A 16,863-nucleotide genomic window follows, 5' to 3' on the forward strand; every position below is an offset into this window, starting at 1 on the left:
AGAACCGTTTTTGCCCGGGCGGGGTCTTTGCAGCGCCGCCCGAAACGCCGCCAAAAGCGCAGAAAAACGACTGTATCCGCACCATCCAATGAGAGCCAAAAACGAAAATAATTTTCGTCGATAGAATAAGACGGGCTCTATCTGAAAGAAAATCGCGGCCGCAAAGCTGCAATTCAATATGGGAAAGGAAGACAGAACATGAGATTTGTAACCATTCGTCTGGAGGAACAGGAGGTTGCCGCCGTAGTCACCTCGAAGGGAGCCCTGCCGGTTTTCCGCATCAATCAGTGGAAGGGCACCGCGTGGAAAACCGAGCTGTATGACCTGATCTGCGCGGAGCAGGTTCCCGGCCTCACCGCCTGGTACAATGCAGGCGGAAAAGAAGAACTCGAACGCATTCCGGGGGTTGTCCCCGCCGATGAGGCAGTATACGCCCCGCTGTACCGCAACCCACCCCGCATTTTCGGAATCGGCCTGAACTATGTGGATCACGCGGGCGATCTGGGCGAAAACGCCCCGGTCGGCTTCCCGGGCAGCTTCTATAAGCCGGCTTCCAGCATTGTGGGCCCGGGGGACGACGTGTGCATCCCCGCCCTGCCCGAAGCGCAGAAAACCACCGGCGAGGCCGAGCTGGGCATCATTCTCGGCAAAAAATGCAAATTCATCGACGAAGAGCACTGGATGGACTATATCGTCGGCTACACCACGATTCTCGACATGACCGAGGAATCCATTCTGCGCCAGAACCCGCGCTTTCTCACGCTCGTGAAGGGCTTTGATACCTTTTTCAGCTTCGGCCCCCAGCTCGTCACTCCCGACGAGGTGGACGACGTTTTGCAGCTCGAGGTTCAGACCGTGCACAACGGTGAGGTTCACGCGAAGAATATTGTCAACAACATGACCCATAAGCCGGCGCGTCTGGTTTCGCTGGTGTCTCACCTGCAGGGCTGGCTGCCGGGAGACATCCTCTCCACCGGAACGCCGCGGGCCGTGCACATTGAAGACGGCGACACCATCGAGTGCCGCATCCATGGCCCGAACGGATTTTCCATGGAGCCGCTGGTTAACCCGGTGGTGGACTTAAAGCTGTGTAAACCGGCGGATGATCCCCATCAAAACGGACAGTGAAAAGGCTGCTGTGTAAAGTTGTAGAATGAAGGCCGCGGACTCCTTTTTGAAAAACGGGTACAAAAAAACCTCCTGCTGTAGAATGAACCTACGACAGGAGGTTTTTTACTGCCCGGAAAGCATACCGGCAAACAGCGATGCAAAAGAGCCCCAGCGCCGTGCGCGGCAGCAGGGCCGCGGCGGCTGAGAGCGCTTTGCACCCCGAATTCATAAGATGTTGTTCATGTACGGCATTTCGGTATCCATTAGTGTGTGGAGCTGATTCAGCGCGCGGTTGCACTCCGCCCGCGCTTCGTCCTCGGTTCCGCTCTTTAAAAAAGACTGTGTGGTGGAAAGCGTCTGGCTGACTGTTTCAAGACGTTCATGAGGAATAAAATAAGACATCAAATGATGATACCCGTGCCAGGTATTGACCACCTGCTGAATCAGCGCTCTGGATTGCTCGGTATCCCCGCTGTCCATGGTGTCCTGAACCTGTACCAGCATTTCAGTAACCTCGGTAGTCATGCGCGACACCTCATTCATTCCCCAGAAACTGCCCCCGAAAAGGATTACCAGAATCGCCAGCGCTGCCCAGATACGATTCATTGTGTTTTCCCTTCCTTTTTAATGATTTGAAAATCCCCCGCCGTGTTCGCGGTCATCAGGAATACCTGGTCGGCGGTCAGATTTTTGCCTTTCAGCACGCCTTCTACCCACGCGACGGATTTTTTGCACAGCTTGGCGGAGGTTTCGGAAATCACGCCGTCGCTGATCACAACGGTTTCGATTCCCGTATCGGGAACCACCAGCTGGAGCATATCCGGCGTGACGGATTCCTTGCCGGGCTTTTTGATCACGCTCAGTTTGCCGTTTGTTTCCACAATGGCATAGGCTACGTCTGAAATGGAAACAATGCTGTTCTGGCGCAGGTCTTCAAATAAATCTTCGGTCGTCATGCGCAGGCGGCGCAGCTCGTTCTGCTGAATTTTCCCGTCATTGATGACAACGATCGGCCGCCCGCAGATCACCTTGCGGAAACGGCCGCTTTTCAGCATTAAGACAGACAGAATGATTTCAATCGCAACCAGCATAAAAATAGGCACCAGCCCGCTGACCAGGGGCTGGCCCGTGTTCTGCATCGGGATGGATGCAATGTCTGAAATGAGAAGCGTCACCACCAGCTCCGACGTTTGCAGCTCACTGATCTGGCGCTTGCCCATCAATCTGACGGCAAATATGATGACAAGATACAACAGAAACGTCCGAATCAAAGAAATGATCATTTTTTATCACCTAGCATCTATTTTGGCCTTCCGCACCTGTTTTATACGGCAGCGCAGCTTGTCCAAAAGACGGAAAAGGCGCGCTTTCAAACACCTGAATATACGCGCACCATTCTGAAAATCTGTTTGTCTGCCGCATTGCCGGTATGAATACAGCAAACGCTTGACACTGCATCCGGCCGGATGCTACACTGTGCTTATATCTATTTATGTCAGCAATGGAGAACCATATGGAGTTTGCAAAATTATATCAAAAACTGGAAACAACAGATAGGTGTGCTTTCTACCAAGTGGATGCTGATTTCCTGCTGGAGACCCTTCAAATGAGAAAGGACGATCTTCCCGATTGTCTTCGGATCTACAGTACAATCTCTCAATGGTTCGGAACCTCTCTGCGAAGCGGGGTATGGACTTATTATGAAATGGAAGACATGCGGGAATTACAATTAACAGCACAATATTTATCCGGCGATTCGTGGAAAGAGCTATACCGTATGTTTTGTCTGGGTATCCATGCCTATCAGTCTCCTCAATTCATTGGAAATTTTAACTATCCCCGTGAATGGATCGATGAATCGTCTTCCATTGACGAATGGATTATGAAAAACGAGCAGAAGCTGTACGAGTGGCAAAGAGAATTTTTACTTGAGCACAGAGATGAAATTTGCTCTTTGTAACACCGCAGCAATGAGCGGGGTCTGCGGAATCAAGTGATTCCGCAGACCCCGCTGTTATTCCTTATGAAGCATATCGCTTCATAGAGGCTTTTGCCGGCTGCGTCAAAGCTGAATGCTGATGTCGTAACGCTTAAGCCAGAAATTGATCTGAAGCAGATAGGCCATCAGCTGCGGGCCGGCCATCAGCTGCCCGAACCACGGCTTGCCGTAGTCGGACTTTTCGGCCAGCAGCGCCCTTACGGCGCCGTCGTCGATCAGCTGGTGGATTGGTTCAACCGGATCCTCCATGATTCTGGTCAGGCGGTGGCGCACCAGCGCCTCATAGGACGGATTGTGCGTTTTGGGGTATGGGCTTTTTTTGCGCATCAGAATATCTTCGGGCAGCCAGTCTTTGGCCGCGTCCCGCAGCAGCCCTTTTGTTACGCCGCCGTGGGTTTTGTATTCCCAGGGAGTGTTGAACACATACTGCACCAACCGGTGATCGGCGTAGGGTACGCGAACCTCCAGCCCGCTGGCCATGCTGCAGCGGTCTTTGCGGTCGAGCAGCGTGGACATGAACCAGTGAATGTTCAGGTAGCTGATCTCTCTGCGGCGGCGCTCCTCGGCGCTTTCGCCCGCAAGGCGCGGCGTGGCCTCGACGGATTCGGTGTAGCGGCGATCCACATATTCGTCAAGGCCCAGCTCACGGAGGATTTCGGGTTTAATCAGCGACTTGCGGATGCTCAGATCGGGAGACCATGGGAAGGTTTTGCCCTCAAAGGCTTCTTTTTTATGGAACCAGGGATATCCGCCAAAAATTTCATCGGAACATTCGCCGGACAAAGCGACCACGTGGCCCGCTTTCACCTGCGAGCAGAAGTGCAGCAGAGAAGAATCCACATCGGCCATGCCGGGCAAATCCTTCGCGATTACCGCGTCGTACAGGCAGTCTGCCAGCGTTTCGGTATCGCACTCCAAAAAACGGTGCTGCGTTCCGAACTCCTCAATCATGCGGTCTACCCAGGGGCGGTCCTCATCCGGCTGGAACGCCGTCGGCTTGAAATACTTTTCATTATTCTTATAGTCAAAGGAATAGGTGTCGAGAAGCCGGCCCTCGTTTTTGTACTGGACAGCGGCCAGCGCCGTGATGATGCTTGAATCCAGCCCGCCGGAAAGAAAGGTGCACAGGGGCACATCCGAAATCAGCTGACGGCTCACGGTGTCTGCCAGCAGCTCGCGCACGCGCAGCACGGTATCTTCGTAGCTGTCGGGGTGTTCGTAGCTTTCCAGCTCAAAATACGGATACGCGCGCAGCCCCTCGCGGTTGAACACGGCGGAATAGCCGGGCTTTAGCTCCCGGATTCCCTGAAACACACCGCACCCCGCCGTTCTGGCGGGCCCCAGGCCGAACAGCTCGCACAGGCTTGTTTTGTCCAGCACGGGATTGATGCCCGGGTACTCGAACAGAGCCTTCATTTCGGAGCCGAATACCAGGCGGTCGTTTACTGTGGTATAAAACAACGGCTTTACGCCAAAACGGTCGCGGCACAAAAAGGTGCAGTTCCGCCGCTCGTCGTCGATTGCAAACGCGTAGATTCCGTTGAGCTTTTCCGCGCAGAACGGCCCGAAGTGAATATAGCAGTAAAGCAGCACCTCGGTGTCGCTGTGCGACTGGAACTGGCAGCCCAAAAGGCGCAGCTCTTGCCGCAGCTCTTCCGTATTGTACAGCTCACCGTTGTAGGTGATCGTATAGCGATATCCGTCCTGCACACGGGTCATGGGCTGGCGCCCGCCCTCAATGTCGACGACCGCAAGCCGCGCATGGGCAAACGCCGCATGGCTCGAAACATGTACTCCAGCGTCATCCGGGCCCCGGTGCCTGAGTCGGTTGCCCATCCGTTTGGCCAGCGCGCCCCACAGCGGGGCTTCTTCTGTCAGTGTGTCGTGATAATCGCAAAATCCCGCAATTCCACACATAGCATTCCCTCATTTCTGTAACAGCATCGTTTTTTGTCTTTTGCTATAATATGAGGAAATATGATTCTGGTTAACCAAATAGAGGGGGATGATTCATCTAAAGAATTCTTCCAGCATTAAAACACCGTGCTCGAAAAGCTGCCCCAGTGTGAACCGAATGCCATTTTTCATTGACTTAAAAGTCTTGCAAACGGTTCTCCCTCATTCTCCATCTTCTTTTGGCGAAAATGAAATTACCTTGAGCTCAGGCGCTGAATCTGCGACCAAAAGCTCCTCGCATTCTTGCTGTACACTCAGGATTAGAGCAAGAGCTTTCTCCGAAGCATGAAACATCTTAAAATACATCGTTTTGTAATCTGGCATCCCTTTCTCCTCCACCTTTTATCCGTCATATTTTCACCATTTTACCACCATTTTCGTTATGACGCAATATTTCCACTATAATTGAATCAAAATAACATCAAATTGGTGAAGTGCAGGAGGAACTATGGAAGAGAAAGTATTGAGATACACCCTGCGGGTAGATCGTATACTGTTTCAAAAGTTTCGCTACATTGCAGAATCGGAAGGTCGTTCCGCCAACAAAGAGATTGAACAATATATTAAAAAACGTGTTTCCGAGTTTGAAACCGTTCACGGTAAAATTGAAACAAGCGGCGAATAGTACCTCCCCCCCGGCACAGCCGGGGGTTCTTCCTATGCGGGCAAAGCCCTGTTTTACTGGCTGCGCCTCAAGGCGCTCGGGGTTTCTTACACTTGCAACGGTACTTCTCACCCCTGCCCCCTCCCGCACAGTAAGCAAACTGAAAATCGAAAGCAATCTTTGTGCAGAAGAGAATGAATACGGGAGTCGGCTGCGCCCCTTCCCTACCAAATCCTTCACATTTCATGGAAGCCCCCTATGTTGCTTTGAAAACGCAGTCAACAGGATTGTGTATCAGGTTTAGCTTACATTTTTGCTCATCGCTAAAGCTTTTTGGAACTCCCGGCACAGCCGGGAGTTTTCCCACTATAAAAAGAGCAACAGGGAATTTTCATTCCCTGTTGCTCTTTGTTCGTATGATCTTCCTAATTTTTGAGAATCTTATCACTCATTGTCCGAAAGACCTGAAAATACTTTTGGATTCCGTTCGACCCAATGATATAGATGTTAGGCATATAGGATAATCTTTTTCTGGAGTATGCGATACGTTCCAAACCATTGTCGATCGCCGTGTGATTACTTAAAACCACATCCACATTTTTGCACATTGCCGCGTCAACGAAATAATCCAATGATTTTAAGTATTGATTCACCCCATCCTTTTCCCATGGAGGTGTCGTGCCGCCCCATAAGGCTGCCATGTGGATATCCCCGTCTTCTTCTACAGGGAATATATAACTGAGGCATCCGGGCGTATGACCGGGTGTACTGTAGGTATAGATCGTCTTTTCCCCCAAGGTTATGGTATCCCCATCCTTGAGAAAATGGTCAATCTCATAGTCCTTCCACGTTTCGGGCCTGTCCGGCTTTGCCGGATGTTCCTTCCAGAAAATCTCATCTTCTTTTGAAAGGTATGTGTCAACATGATACTGTTCAACAAGCCACCTACCGCATCCCGTATGGTCGACATGGCCATGCGTTAAAACCAGCTTTTGAATGGTATCCGGATCCCATTTTACCTCTTTTACTGCATTCACGATGGCGTCAAAAGCCCTTTGGTCCGGCCAAATGGCATCCATAACAATCAGCCCATCCTCCGTCTTCAGCACAAAGCAGTTCGTTTCTTTTTGCGCCACAATCAGCAGGTCATCAAAAATGAGAGAATGGGTAAAAAACGACATATCCTCCATCGCCGTGATAGTATCACTCGTTATGTCCGGCATATCTAATCGATTCATTTATTTTACACTCCTCTGTACAATTTATCTTATCTTTGCACAGAGGAAAAACGGTTCTTGGGAGGCATATCATCACTTCTTCGTTACTCTTTCTATGTATTCTGCTCGTAATCTCCCGATGAACAGAAATTATTCTTTTCTCAATATTTCTTTCGGCGGCTCAATTTCATAGGAAATGGTATGTTCGGTCAGTTCTGACAGCGGCTTGATTTTTTGATTGATCATCGGCCTCATGCAATTGGGAACATGCTCCTGGTGCGCCCTGTGAATGGCAACACACTCTTTGCAGTTCCCATGATAACGGCACGCTTTTTTGCATGGACAGTGATCTTTGTTTTTATACTCTTCCCGAAACTCCGAAGCAAACTCTTCCTGTAACCGTAAGCCCTCTTGTCTGTCACCGCGGTGAAATGCTTCCATTGCTTCTAATTCTTTCGGGTTATTATCAATGAGCATTTGAAACCTCCACAAAGTTTAATACCGGAAATCCCACAAGTTTCTGACCTGCTGTACGTCCGGCTATCACGCCACAAAATAGGTAACAACGGTATATAACGTCAGCAAAATGGCAGCCGCCAGCGCAAACAGATCGCGCACGATAAAGGACACCCGCGTGCGTTTGTTCCGGTAGCTGCCGCTCCGAACGCTGTCTGCAATGAGCGCGGCCGTGGACACCCAGAAGCAGGCGCACATCAGGACAAAAGAAGTAGCCATGACGGTCGGATTGTTCCAGCCGCTGGCCAGCCACGAAAAAATGGCAAGGGCGATGACAATAAAATTCAGCACCGTAGAAATACGGTTTAAAAGACTTAGCTGTTTCAAGACGGTTTCTCCTCCGTTTTCTCTTTTGAGCGGGAAAGCTCACTTAAAATCCGTTCCGCGGCGATTCGCCGGGCAGAAGCCTCAACGGCCAGAGCGCAGGCCAGGGTGCGCAGCTCCTCTTCCCCCTGCCCGGCCGCCTGCCCTACCCGTTCGCAGACTCCGGCCAGTTCCCGCTCCTGCGCGATCCGGAAGCTCTCGTAAATCTCTTTCTGGTAGTCCTCCCCAGAGCTATAATTCAGCACGGAAGAAATATCCTGAATCGACAGCACCTGCTTTAACAGGCAAACCACCGTCAGCATGGCCAAATGCTCGCGAGTGTACTTTTTCTTATCGGGGCGCGGCAGAACCCCGTCTTTCACATAGTTGTTGATCATGCTGGGGGTCAGCAGAACGCTTTCGTCGTCCCGCCCGAACAGGTGCAGCTGGCGCTCCATGTAATTGACGACCTGATCCATATAAAGATAGATCTCCGGCAGGGAATCCCAGCCGGCGGTGCGGTGCTCCTGCACCTGCCGCACCCAGTCCTGTATTTTGTCACAAGCATTGTTCATATGATTACTCCTTCTCCGCCTTTCGCGCGGACTCGGCAAATTTGCTGGGAGGAACTCCTTTGAGCTTGCGGAACACCCGCGAGAAGTACAGCTGATCGGAAAAGCCGGAGGAATACGCCGCCTCGCCCACCGAAAGATTCTCGTCTTTCAGCAGATCGGCCGCCTTGTTGATGCGGTATTTGGTCAGGTACTCGTTCGGGGTCATATCCGTGTGCTGCAAAAACAGCCGGTATAGGTGGCTGCGGCTGATTCCCGCGTTGGCCGCGATCTGCGTGATATCCAGATCCTCGCGCGAATAGTTGAAGTCGATAAACTGGATCGAGCGCTGCACATAGGCGTAGCCCGTATCCTTGCGGCAATTGCGGTCGCCGTGCAGCACCATCAGCGCCGCGAGAAAGCGCAGCAGCGCCGCCGTCATCTGGGCCTCGTTGCTGGGGTTTGGCCCCGTTGCGGTGTAAATGTCGTTGAGCATATTTTCGATGGCGCCGTCTTTGTCGTAGTGGAACAGCGGCGATTCCTCCGAAAGCCCGGTCTCTTTGACAAGGCGGCCGGCATCCGCACCGTTGAAGCCCACCCAGCAGTATTCCCACGGCTCGTCGTGATCAGCCTGATAGGAAGAGACCACCCCGGGAACCACAAGAAAGCCGTCCCCTGCGGAAAGCGCGTACTTTCTTTTTCCGCTGTCAAACGTTCCTTTTCCGGAAAGGATATAATGGATCAGGTAATGATCGCGGACTCCCGGCCCCCAGGAATGGTCGGGCGCGCAGCGCTGCAGCCCGGAGCGGTATACGGCCAGACCCAGACTGTTCTGAAACGGAGTGCGGAAAGAACGCTTGAATTTTTCGTTTTCCACCGTACGGCCCCTCCTTTGCCGGATTGTTTTTCACATTTATTATAAAGCCTGCCACCTGAGGATGCAATGATAAACTTTGCGAAAAGCCGTGATTGCTTTCTGTGAAAAAGAATTGAAATCACGCGGAAGATCGGGTATAATAACCTCAATTGGGATTTTATTCTACGTCAGGGCACAGGACAACCTCCTGACATCGGCCTGAAAACGGGTCATGCGCCCGAATGGCGGCACACTCCCGAACAGAATACTTATTTAAGAAATGGGGATGTTTTTGATGGAGGCTACACAGCTTCAGATTTTCACCGCAATATCGGCAGTCGCGGCAATTGCATTGTTGGCCATACTGGTTGTTTTGCGCGGTACCCTGCAAAAGCTGAACGAATTGAATGAAAAACACGAAGAGACGTTGCGTCGGGCACAGGCCGCGCCCGCAACCGCGCCCGCAACCGCGCCCGCTTCAGCCCGGCAGACTGCCACTGCCGCACCCGCGCCTTTGGCCGCGCCAGCTGCGGCGGCGCAGGGAATTACCGGTGAAATTCTGGCGGTTATCGCAGCGGCGGCCTATACTCTGTACGATGTGCCGGCCAGCGCGATTCAGTCGGTGACTCTCGCAGAGCCCGCTCCGCTTGCAGTGGCCGCCGCCCCCGCTCCGGCCCCCCGCACACGCTCTGCATGGGCCACCGCCGGTTTGCTGGAGAACACCCGCCCGTTCTGATTTGGGCCCTGTTTTGCAGGCGCCCGGGCCTTTCGGCCCGGGCGCTTTTTTCATCAGGTGATTTGCCATTTACCGCAAAATGGAGTATAATGGTCTTTAGCGTAACCGAAGGCAGCGCTTTCGGCCAGAGCATCGAATCATCTGCCTTGTGGTTCCGACCACTTGAGCAGCTTTTTTTGTGGGCGTTCTTTCAAAATGTATGGTATAATAACCACAGGGCGGCTGTTATATCGGCTTGGTCAATGGATCAAAATATTACAACGGCGTTTGGGCCTGTGGTATAATGAACCTTACGTCATGTGCGAAAGCAAAGCTTTCGACGCCTGAGAGAGCACTGAATCATCAGCTTGCCGGCTTCAGAATCTGCGGTCCGCGCGTTTGTCAGCTTGCCTGATGATTTATGATAGAATCAGTTCAGAAATCGGCCAGAGCGCCAAAACAGCCGGCATCCAAAACGGAGCTCCCGCCTTGCAGGCTGCCGAAAACCATGGCGGAACCGGTCCGATGAAAGGGCAGGCTCCCTTTTTCTTTGCTTTTCGCTTGCGGAGTGTGCACAGCACACGTTGATTTGAAAAATGGCAAAAGAAATGCCGCAGCGCGGGGGTTCCCGCCGGTACAGGAACGAAACAGGAGGATTGTATTGAATATGTCTACACAGAATGAATCGCTGCTTGCGCAGAATTTTTCTAAGATGAATCCCAGACAGCAGGAGGCCATCCGGCACAAAGATGGACCTCTTTTGATTTTGGCGGGAGCCGGCAGCGGAAAAACGACCGTTCTGGTCAACCGTGTTGCGTATCTGATTCAGGAGGGCTGCGACCCTTACCGGATCATGACCATCACCTTTACGAACAAAGCGGCGGGCGAACTGAAAGACCGCCTGGTTGCCATGCTCGGCGAGCAGGGCGGCCAGGTGTGGGCCTCCACGTTCCATTCCACCTGCGCGCGCATGCTGCGCCGCGACGCGGACAGACTGGGATATACTCCTCATTTCACCATTTACGATACGGACGATTCCCGCAGGGTGATGAAGGACTGCCTGAAGACCTTGCAGATCGACGAAAAGGAACTGCCGGTCAAATCGGTGCTGGGTGAGATCGGGCGCGCAAAGGATTCGCTGGTAGACGCGGAGGAATTCGCCGGCCGGGCCGGAGACGATTATCGCCTCAAGCGGATTGCGGAAGCATACCATATGTACCAGAGCCGCCTGAAAACCTCCGACGCGATGGACTTTGACGACCTGATCTTCAACACGGTCGAGCTGTTCCGCGCCTGCCCGGATGTGCTGGAATACTACCAGAACCGCTTTCACTATTACATGGTGGACGAGTACCAGGACACCAACCATGCGCAGTATGTATTCGTGTCGCTGCTGGCGCAGAAAAATAAAAACCTGTGCGTCGTCGGCGATGACGACCAGAGCATTTACAAATTCCGCGGCGCAACCATTGAAAACATTCTGAGCTTTGAAAAGACGTTCCCGGGCACGAAGGTGATTCGGCTGGAGCAGAACTACCGCTCAACCAAAAATATTCTGGACGCGGCCAACGCGGTGATTGAAAACAACACCCAGCGCAAAGGGAAATCACTGTGGACGGAAAATCCCCAGGGCTGCCCGCTGTACCTGCACACCTCGTTCAGCGAGCAGGATGAAGCGGATTACGTTGCCACGCATATTCTGGATGGAGTGGCAAAGGGACGCAAGTACTCCGACTTTGCCGTTTTGTACCGGATGAACTCACAGTCGAACTCACTGGAAAAAATGATGGTGAAATCGGGCATTCCCTACCGGATCGTCGGCGGTGTGCGCTTTTACGACCGCAAGGAAATCCGCGACATGCTGGCGTACCTGAGCGTGATCAACAACCCTGCGGATGAAGTCCGCCTGCGCCGCATCATCAACCAGCCCAAGCGCTCCATCGGCGAAAAGACAATTTCGCAGGCGGTGGATATTGCCCGTGAAAACGGCATGCTTCTCTTCGACGTGATCAGCAGCGCTGAGGATTTTGAGCCGCTGCGCCGTTCCGCGGCAAAGCTGCAGACCTTCGCCCGCCTGATGCAGGAGCTAATCGACGCTTCAAACCATTCCGATATTTCTTTGAACGATCTGTACCAGCTGATTTTGGAAAAGACTGATTACATCGCCTCTCTGCGGGCGGAAGAGGATGACGCGCAGGATCGCGTGGACAACATCAACGAGCTTTCTTCCAGCCTGATTAAATACCAGGAGGAGAATCCCGACGCCTCTCTCTCCGGCTTTTTGGAGGAGGTTTCTCTGTTTACCGATATCGATCAGCTCGATTCCAACACCGACCAGGTGGTGCTGATGACGATGCACTCCGCAAAGGGCCTGGAATTCCCCGTGGTGTTCCTGCCCGGCTTGGAGGACGGCCTCTTCCCCGGAATGCAGGCCATCTACAATCCCTCCGAAATTGAGGAGGAACGCCGGCTGGCCTATGTGGCCATCACCCGCGCGCGCGAGGAGCTGCACCTGACGAACGCCGAAAGCCGCATGATCTTCGGCTCCACCTCGCGCAACAAGCCGTCGCGCTTTTTGAGCGAGATTCCGGAGGAGCTTGTCGAGCGCAGCCGTTCCAGATCGTGGAAAAAGCCGGAGCCCGGCACGGATCTGCCGACCTCCGCCTATGAAGCCCGCACAATCTCCATTCACGCCGCGCGGCAGTTCGGCCCGGTGGATCTCCCCGCGCAGAAATCCGCCCAGTGCTACCAGACGGGCGACCGCGTGGAGCACAAGACCTTCGGCGTCGGAAAAATTCTCTCCGTTACGCCCATGGGCAACGACCACCTGCTGGAAATTGAATTTCAGCAGGTGGGCACCAAAAAGCTGATGTCTAATTTTGCCCGCCTGACAAAGCTGTAACCACCGGCCAAAAGACGGCGCCGGGCTCCCCCGGCGGGCGGAACAGCCCCCGGCGGAACAACGGGAAACTGCCGGGGAAGCAATATTGTCCACGCTGCTGTTCTTTGTGATAATTACCCTGTAACAAAATTGAATCTGAGCCATAAAATGTTATAGAGAACATGGGAAATTAACCTGTTAGGAGGAACATTTTATGGCTCAAGATTTTAATATTGCGTCCGAAGAGCGCGGAGCAGGATGCTTTAAAGAAGCTGTTTGCATTGACGCCATGCGTATCTATGATTCGTGCAGCGAACAAGAGTGTGCATAGGGTAGAACGGCCCACCCTTACCGGTTATTCCGGCGGGGTGGGCTTTTTTGATTTTTATTTGCAGCCTGAACGATTCCCTCTGCCCTGCCAAGGCTTTCGCCAAGGATAGGCCAACTCCGCAAAAGCGCCTTCGGAATTTGGCCGATTGCCTGAGCGGCCCCGGTTCGGAGCATGTTCGGCGCACCGCGAGATTGCCTTTAACCGCCCAAGGTCACATCCTGATTCTGGTACCAGTCCAGAGCCTGATACAAATCCTCCGGGCTGTAATCCGGCCACATTTTATCCAGAACATAAAAATCGGCGTAAATGGACTGCACCGGCAGAAAGCCGCTCAGCCGCCTTCGGTCCCCCCAGCGGATGATCAAATCAATTCTCGAAATATCGCAGGAGGCGATCCTTTGGCTCAGCCTCTGCTTTTCCGAGGAACGATTCTCCAAAGAATGATTCAAATCCCATTCCCACCCGTAATTGACCAGAAAATTGACATTGATCAGTCCCCGGCCAACCTTGACGCGTTTGGTATAGGGGATCAGCTCGGGCGGGAACAGCGGGGAATCGGTATTCCCGATCACCAGCAGGTTTGCGTCGTACCTTGAAAGCTCCTGAACCGCGTCCACACACGCCTTTTGAAACGCCTGTGTCTGCACCGAGGGGCGCTTCGTGTTATCCTGCGTGAATCCGTAAAAGGTGATCTCTTTGACGCCTAATTCAACGCATTGCCGGTAAAGCTCAAAGCCCGGCCTGACCCCGTGGGAATACCCGTCCTGCTTTTGCAGACCCTTGCTTTGCGCCCACCGCCTGTTTCCGTCCGGAATGATTCCGATATGCTGGGGTAATCTTTGAAATGTTCGCATGCTGCAATCCCTTTCGCCTATTGAAATATTACATAATACCTTACAAACTGCAAAACGAAACGTTTTGCAGCCGTTCCTGCTCCATTTGCACCGAAACGGTGCGCCGCGGGGTTCCCCGCAGCTTGAAACCTGGACGGTTTTCAAGTGAATTGACTATATAATTGAACAATTGCAAGCAAACTATTCCTCGGCAAAAGGTAAAAAATTCCGCAGCCGGAATTGCACACCGCACAAAACCCTCGGCCACAGATTGTGACATCATTCTGAATCAATCGCCGCCCTACCCTTGACAGTTCAGAGAACATAAAAAAAAGCGGGGCAGGATTTTCTCGATCCTGTCCCTGCGCGCCCTGAAAGCCGCCTTTCACATGCCGCTGGAGCTGCCCGCGCGGCCCGGCTTTTCATTTCGTCGATTGATTTGATTTGATTCTCTGCTCCTGATGCTCCGCCGCCAACGCGTCGGCCTTTGTCTTGTGAACCGTGCCGTGTGGGTGATGGGGCGGCGCGTAAATCGTATACAGCTTTAAAGGAATGTTCCCCGTATTCACCAGATTGTGCCATATGCCCGCCGGAATAAAGATGGCGCAGCCGGAAGAAACACACGTCTGGAAGCTGAGATTCTCCTTGCCGGTTCCCATCCGGATCGTGCCGTTCCCCTGCTCAATGCGCAAAAACTGATCGGTGTCCGGGTGAATCTCCAGCCCGATGTCTCCGCCGACCGGAATGCTCATCAGCGTTGCCTGCAGGTGTTTTCCCGTCCACAATGCGGTACGGTAGTTGCTGTTTTGTTTGGCGGCCGCCTCAATATTGATGACAAACGGCTGCGGGCCCACATCCGTTATTTCGCAGTCGGAACGACGGCAGGAATTGGAATACCTGTTATTCATCCTATTGCTTCCCCCTTTCTTTCACATAATATGAGAGCAAAGGAAAATGTTTATCCGAACTGAAGCGGCGGCCGACGATTGCCGGGCGCCGCACAGCCCTCCCTAACCGGGCAGCCGTCTGCACGGCCTTTTCACCGCAGCGCTCCGGGCACGGGTGCCTTGTCTTGATTCCCGAAAATAAGGATCCCCAAAAATCTGGCCCGCGGCAAGATCTCTTTCATGAGAAAAGCACGGACGAGTTAAGAGCAGACGCATATTATGTACTATCACCTTAAAAAGGAGGTAAGAACATGGCAAGAACTTCTGCCGATTTTTGGAATGAAAGAGTTTCCGGAAGCAACGACAGCGAGAATTCCAGCCGCAGCAGCAATAATTGGTCAAGCTGTGACCGCGAAAGCTCAAAAGCGTTAAGGAACATTCTGTCCCAGCTGGACGATCTCAACAATTCCGATTTACGTCTGCTCGACGATATTATCGAAAGATTATTGTGCGAACGCAAGTGCTAAAAGCAATATAGCATAGCAAACTCATGATTCGCAGAAAAATCAGTACTGATCCGGCAGGATGGGTACTGATTTTTTCTTTTGGCCGCCGCTCTTTCTCATCTGACCGCCCATTCGCCGCAAAAGACGATCTCTTTGCTCCTTTTTTTGTGCCGGCTTTCCAAACGGTCTTCAGCGAGACTTTGCGCCGACAATCACAGGCTGGTATTCAAAACAGCGATTGCAGAATAATATGGAGTGAGGTGAATGACATGCTGAAAGATTGCGGCCCGGAGGAATTATCCTATTTATCCACAAGCTTTGCGGTAGCGATCGCAAAAGGCCAGGATATTCATTCTTTAAGGGTATTGTGCAGCTTTTTTACGAATGTCATCGCCACTCTGAATGTGATCATCAATCAGCAGGCGCTGATTGATCACCACCGGCACAAGCACATTGACGAATGACGCGCCGTACGCCGATGCACGCTTTGATCTGCTGCGGGCGGGCCCCAAAAGCGTCACGGGCCGCAGCTGTCTTTCAGATCGCTGAGATTGGTGATCTGCCGTATGCGGGAAAAGGCTTCGTGAATATTGAACAGCTGTCTCGCCTCATAGGCAAGCGTTAACTGATTGATCTCTTTTAAGCGCCGACGCAGCTCCTCGTTGGTTGCGGCAAGGGGATCCGGCTTATATGCTTTGATTACAAGGCCATTGTCCTGACAGATTATTTCGAGCGGGTCCCCAACTTCCCATTTCAGGGTGCGGCGCAGCTCTTTTGGGATGACAATGCGGCCTGCCAAATCAATGTTTCTAACGACACCTGTAAACTCTTTCATACTCCAATCCCTCATTTCACAAATTTTAGCGGCAGGCCGTACTCCTTCCAGCCTGCCGTTTCAGCCTGAATTCCCGGTTTTCGTGCTTAGGATTCCTTTCGTCCAAAGGATCGCTGCTGCGAACAGGGAAACCGGAAGGACGCCGCCGGGAAGCGGGGATTTCGGCGGCCGGCTGAACCAGTCCATTTTACCATAAGTTTGCCTCCTGTAGGTACACCGCCCGTTTCTTTTTCCGGCTGAAACACACGAAGGGTTCCCGGATGTTCCGCCCGGCCTTCAAACCGATGTGGTATCCTTTCAACCCGGCAGGCGCAGGTAGGCTTGTCCGGTTATCGGCGTCCCGATGCCAGCCGCATCGGGTATGTTTTCCTTTCACTCGCCTGATGTTTCCTGCTCTTTGCGCTTTCTTTCGCGGTACCGGCGGCAGTTCTCCTCGTTGCCCTCCCAGTCCGGCTCAACCGCGGTTTTGCAGCCGTTCAGGCGGGAGAGCCCCGTTTCAAGCGCCGCCTGAAACGCGGCCCGGTTCATTGTGACCTCCCCTGCCGAACCGGGCAAAAAATGCACAATCACCGCGGGGGTTCCCACGTCTCTCTTCTGCAAGCGGCTCACCTCCCGTTCCTCAAAATATGATTCCGCGCGATTGTCCTATGACTGGCGCGCTCCCTTTCGGGCAGGAGGAATAAAGAGAATCGATTTCTCATACATAACTACCGGGCCGTACAGGGAATCCCGGTAACCACGGAAAGGGGGGAGCAGCATCGCG

Annotated in this window: 20 protein-coding genes; 7 read left to right on the top strand and 13 right to left on the bottom strand. The window is 52.8% G+C overall.

The window, feature by feature from the left end:
- Window positions 1-198: 198 nt before the first annotated feature.
- The gene (locus G340_RS0101665) at window positions 199-1,128 is read left to right on the top strand and encodes a fumarylacetoacetate hydrolase family protein (RefSeq protein ID WP_020071915.1); all 930 of its coding nucleotides are present in this window, start codon (window positions 199-201) and stop codon (window positions 1,126-1,128) included.
- Between the two features lie 207 nt (window positions 1,129-1,335).
- Here the strand turns inward: G340_RS0101665 and G340_RS0101675 are convergent, their stop codons facing one another.
- Together G340_RS0101675 and G340_RS0101680 are read right to left on the bottom strand one after the other, a co-directional pair.
- The gene (locus tag G340_RS0101675; protein ID WP_020071917.1) at window positions 1,336-1,716 is read right to left on the bottom strand and encodes a DUF4363 family protein; all 381 of its coding nucleotides are present in this window, start codon (window positions 1,714-1,716) and stop codon (window positions 1,336-1,338) included.
- The gene (locus tag G340_RS0101680; RefSeq protein ID WP_326522294.1) at window positions 1,713-2,381 is read right to left on the bottom strand and encodes a DUF421 domain-containing protein; all 669 of its coding nucleotides are present in this window, start codon (window positions 2,379-2,381) and stop codon (window positions 1,713-1,715) included. Before G340_RS0101680 ends, G340_RS0101675 begins: the two co-directional genes overlap by 4 nt.
- 242 nt (window positions 2,382-2,623) lie before the next feature.
- Between G340_RS0101680 and G340_RS0101685 the strand changes: the two genes are divergently transcribed.
- Window positions 2,624-3,070 carry a hypothetical protein gene (locus G340_RS0101685; RefSeq protein ID WP_020071919.1) on the top strand — a complete coding sequence of 149 codons (447 nt, stop codon included), beginning with the start codon at window positions 2,624-2,626 and terminating at the stop codon, window positions 3,068-3,070.
- A 102-nt stretch (window positions 3,071-3,172) separates the two neighbouring features.
- On the opposite strand, the gene asnB is transcribed toward G340_RS0101685, so the two are convergent.
- Together asnB and G340_RS18165 are read right to left on the bottom strand one after the other, a co-directional pair.
- Window positions 3,173-5,026 carry an asparagine synthase (glutamine-hydrolyzing) gene (gene asnB / locus G340_RS0101690; RefSeq protein WP_020071920.1) on the bottom strand — a complete coding sequence of 618 codons (1,854 nt, stop codon included), beginning with the start codon at window positions 5,024-5,026 and terminating at the stop codon, window positions 3,173-3,175.
- A 201-nt stretch (window positions 5,027-5,227) separates the two neighbouring features.
- Window positions 5,228-5,389, bottom strand: a complete 162-nt coding sequence (locus tag G340_RS18165) for a hypothetical protein (protein ID WP_020071921.1) — start codon at window positions 5,387-5,389, stop codon at window positions 5,228-5,230.
- A 124-nt stretch (window positions 5,390-5,513) separates the two neighbouring features.
- Here G340_RS18165 and G340_RS0101700 point away from each other — a divergent pair, with 124 nt between their 5' ends.
- Window positions 5,514-5,690 carry a hypothetical protein gene (locus tag G340_RS0101700; protein WP_020071922.1) on the top strand — a complete coding sequence of 59 codons (177 nt, stop codon included), beginning with the start codon at window positions 5,514-5,516 and terminating at the stop codon, window positions 5,688-5,690.
- Between the two features lie 404 nt (window positions 5,691-6,094).
- On the opposite strand, the gene G340_RS0101705 is transcribed toward G340_RS0101700, so the two are convergent.
- From G340_RS0101705 to G340_RS0101725, 5 genes are all read right to left on the bottom strand, one after another.
- Window positions 6,095-6,907, bottom strand: a complete 813-nt coding sequence (locus G340_RS0101705; protein WP_020071923.1) for an MBL fold metallo-hydrolase — start codon at window positions 6,905-6,907, stop codon at window positions 6,095-6,097.
- 129 nt (window positions 6,908-7,036) lie between these two features.
- On the bottom strand, window positions 7,037-7,363 hold the full coding sequence (locus tag G340_RS0101710) for a hypothetical protein (protein WP_020071924.1): 327 nt from the start codon (window positions 7,361-7,363) through the stop codon (window positions 7,037-7,039).
- Between the two features lie 66 nt (window positions 7,364-7,429).
- Window positions 7,430-7,729 (bottom strand): hypothetical protein, encoded by a 300-nt coding sequence (locus G340_RS0101715; protein ID WP_020071925.1) that lies wholly within the window; start codon window positions 7,727-7,729, stop codon window positions 7,430-7,432.
- Window positions 7,726-8,280: a DUF1836 domain-containing protein gene (locus tag G340_RS0101720; RefSeq protein ID WP_020071926.1), complete on the bottom strand. Its 555-nt coding sequence runs from the start codon at window positions 8,278-8,280 to the stop codon at window positions 7,726-7,728. The genes G340_RS0101715 and G340_RS0101720 overlap by 4 nt, the downstream gene beginning before the upstream one ends.
- Before the next feature lie 4 nt (window positions 8,281-8,284).
- On the bottom strand, window positions 8,285-9,133 hold the full coding sequence (locus G340_RS0101725) for an AraC family transcriptional regulator (protein ID WP_020071927.1): 849 nt from the start codon (window positions 9,131-9,133) through the stop codon (window positions 8,285-8,287).
- A gap of 274 nt (window positions 9,134-9,407) precedes the next feature.
- Between G340_RS0101725 and G340_RS0101730 the strand changes: the two genes are divergently transcribed.
- Window positions 9,408-9,848, top strand: coding sequence for a hypothetical protein (locus G340_RS0101730; RefSeq protein WP_326522295.1), 441 nt, complete (start codon window positions 9,408-9,410; stop codon window positions 9,846-9,848).
- 646 nt (window positions 9,849-10,494) lie between these two features.
- Window positions 10,495-12,729, top strand: coding sequence for an ATP-dependent helicase (locus G340_RS0101735; protein ID WP_027103817.1), 2,235 nt, complete (start codon window positions 10,495-10,497; stop codon window positions 12,727-12,729).
- A gap of 507 nt (window positions 12,730-13,236) precedes the next feature.
- Here G340_RS0101735 and G340_RS0101745 read toward each other — a convergent pair.
- Both G340_RS0101745 and G340_RS0101750 read right to left on the bottom strand, forming a co-directional pair.
- On the bottom strand, window positions 13,237-13,893 hold the full coding sequence (locus tag G340_RS0101745; protein ID WP_020071932.1) for an undecaprenyl diphosphate synthase family protein: 657 nt from the start codon (window positions 13,891-13,893) through the stop codon (window positions 13,237-13,239).
- A 401-nt stretch (window positions 13,894-14,294) separates the two neighbouring features.
- Window positions 14,295-14,780 carry a cupin domain-containing protein gene (locus G340_RS0101750; RefSeq protein ID WP_020071933.1) on the bottom strand — a complete coding sequence of 162 codons (486 nt, stop codon included), beginning with the start codon at window positions 14,778-14,780 and terminating at the stop codon, window positions 14,295-14,297.
- Window positions 14,781-15,070: 290 nt separating this feature from the next.
- Here G340_RS0101750 and G340_RS0101755 point away from each other — a divergent pair, with 290 nt between their 5' ends.
- Both G340_RS0101755 and G340_RS18330 read left to right on the top strand, forming a co-directional pair.
- A complete protein-coding gene (locus G340_RS0101755; RefSeq protein ID WP_020071934.1) occupies window positions 15,071-15,286 on the top strand; it encodes a hypothetical protein in 216 nt (71 codons plus the stop codon).
- A gap of 23 nt (window positions 15,287-15,309) precedes the next feature.
- On the top strand, window positions 15,310-15,729 hold the full coding sequence (locus tag G340_RS18330) for a hypothetical protein (protein WP_326522296.1): 420 nt from the start codon (window positions 15,310-15,312) through the stop codon (window positions 15,727-15,729).
- Between the two features lie 53 nt (window positions 15,730-15,782).
- On the opposite strand, the gene G340_RS0101765 is transcribed toward G340_RS18330, so the two are convergent.
- Both G340_RS0101765 and G340_RS0101775 read right to left on the bottom strand, forming a co-directional pair.
- A complete protein-coding gene (locus G340_RS0101765; RefSeq protein WP_020071936.1) occupies window positions 15,783-16,100 on the bottom strand; it encodes an AbrB/MazE/SpoVT family DNA-binding domain-containing protein in 318 nt (105 codons plus the stop codon).
- A 372-nt stretch (window positions 16,101-16,472) separates the two neighbouring features.
- Window positions 16,473-16,700, bottom strand: a complete 228-nt coding sequence (locus tag G340_RS0101775; RefSeq protein ID WP_020071938.1) for a hypothetical protein — start codon at window positions 16,698-16,700, stop codon at window positions 16,473-16,475.
- Window positions 16,701-16,863 lie beyond the last annotated feature (163 nt).

This window comes from Faecalispora sporosphaeroides DSM 1294 (assembly GCA_000383295.1).
In the GTDB taxonomy this organism is placed as follows: Bacteria; Bacillota; Clostridia; order Oscillospirales; family Acutalibacteraceae; genus Faecalispora; species Faecalispora sporosphaeroides.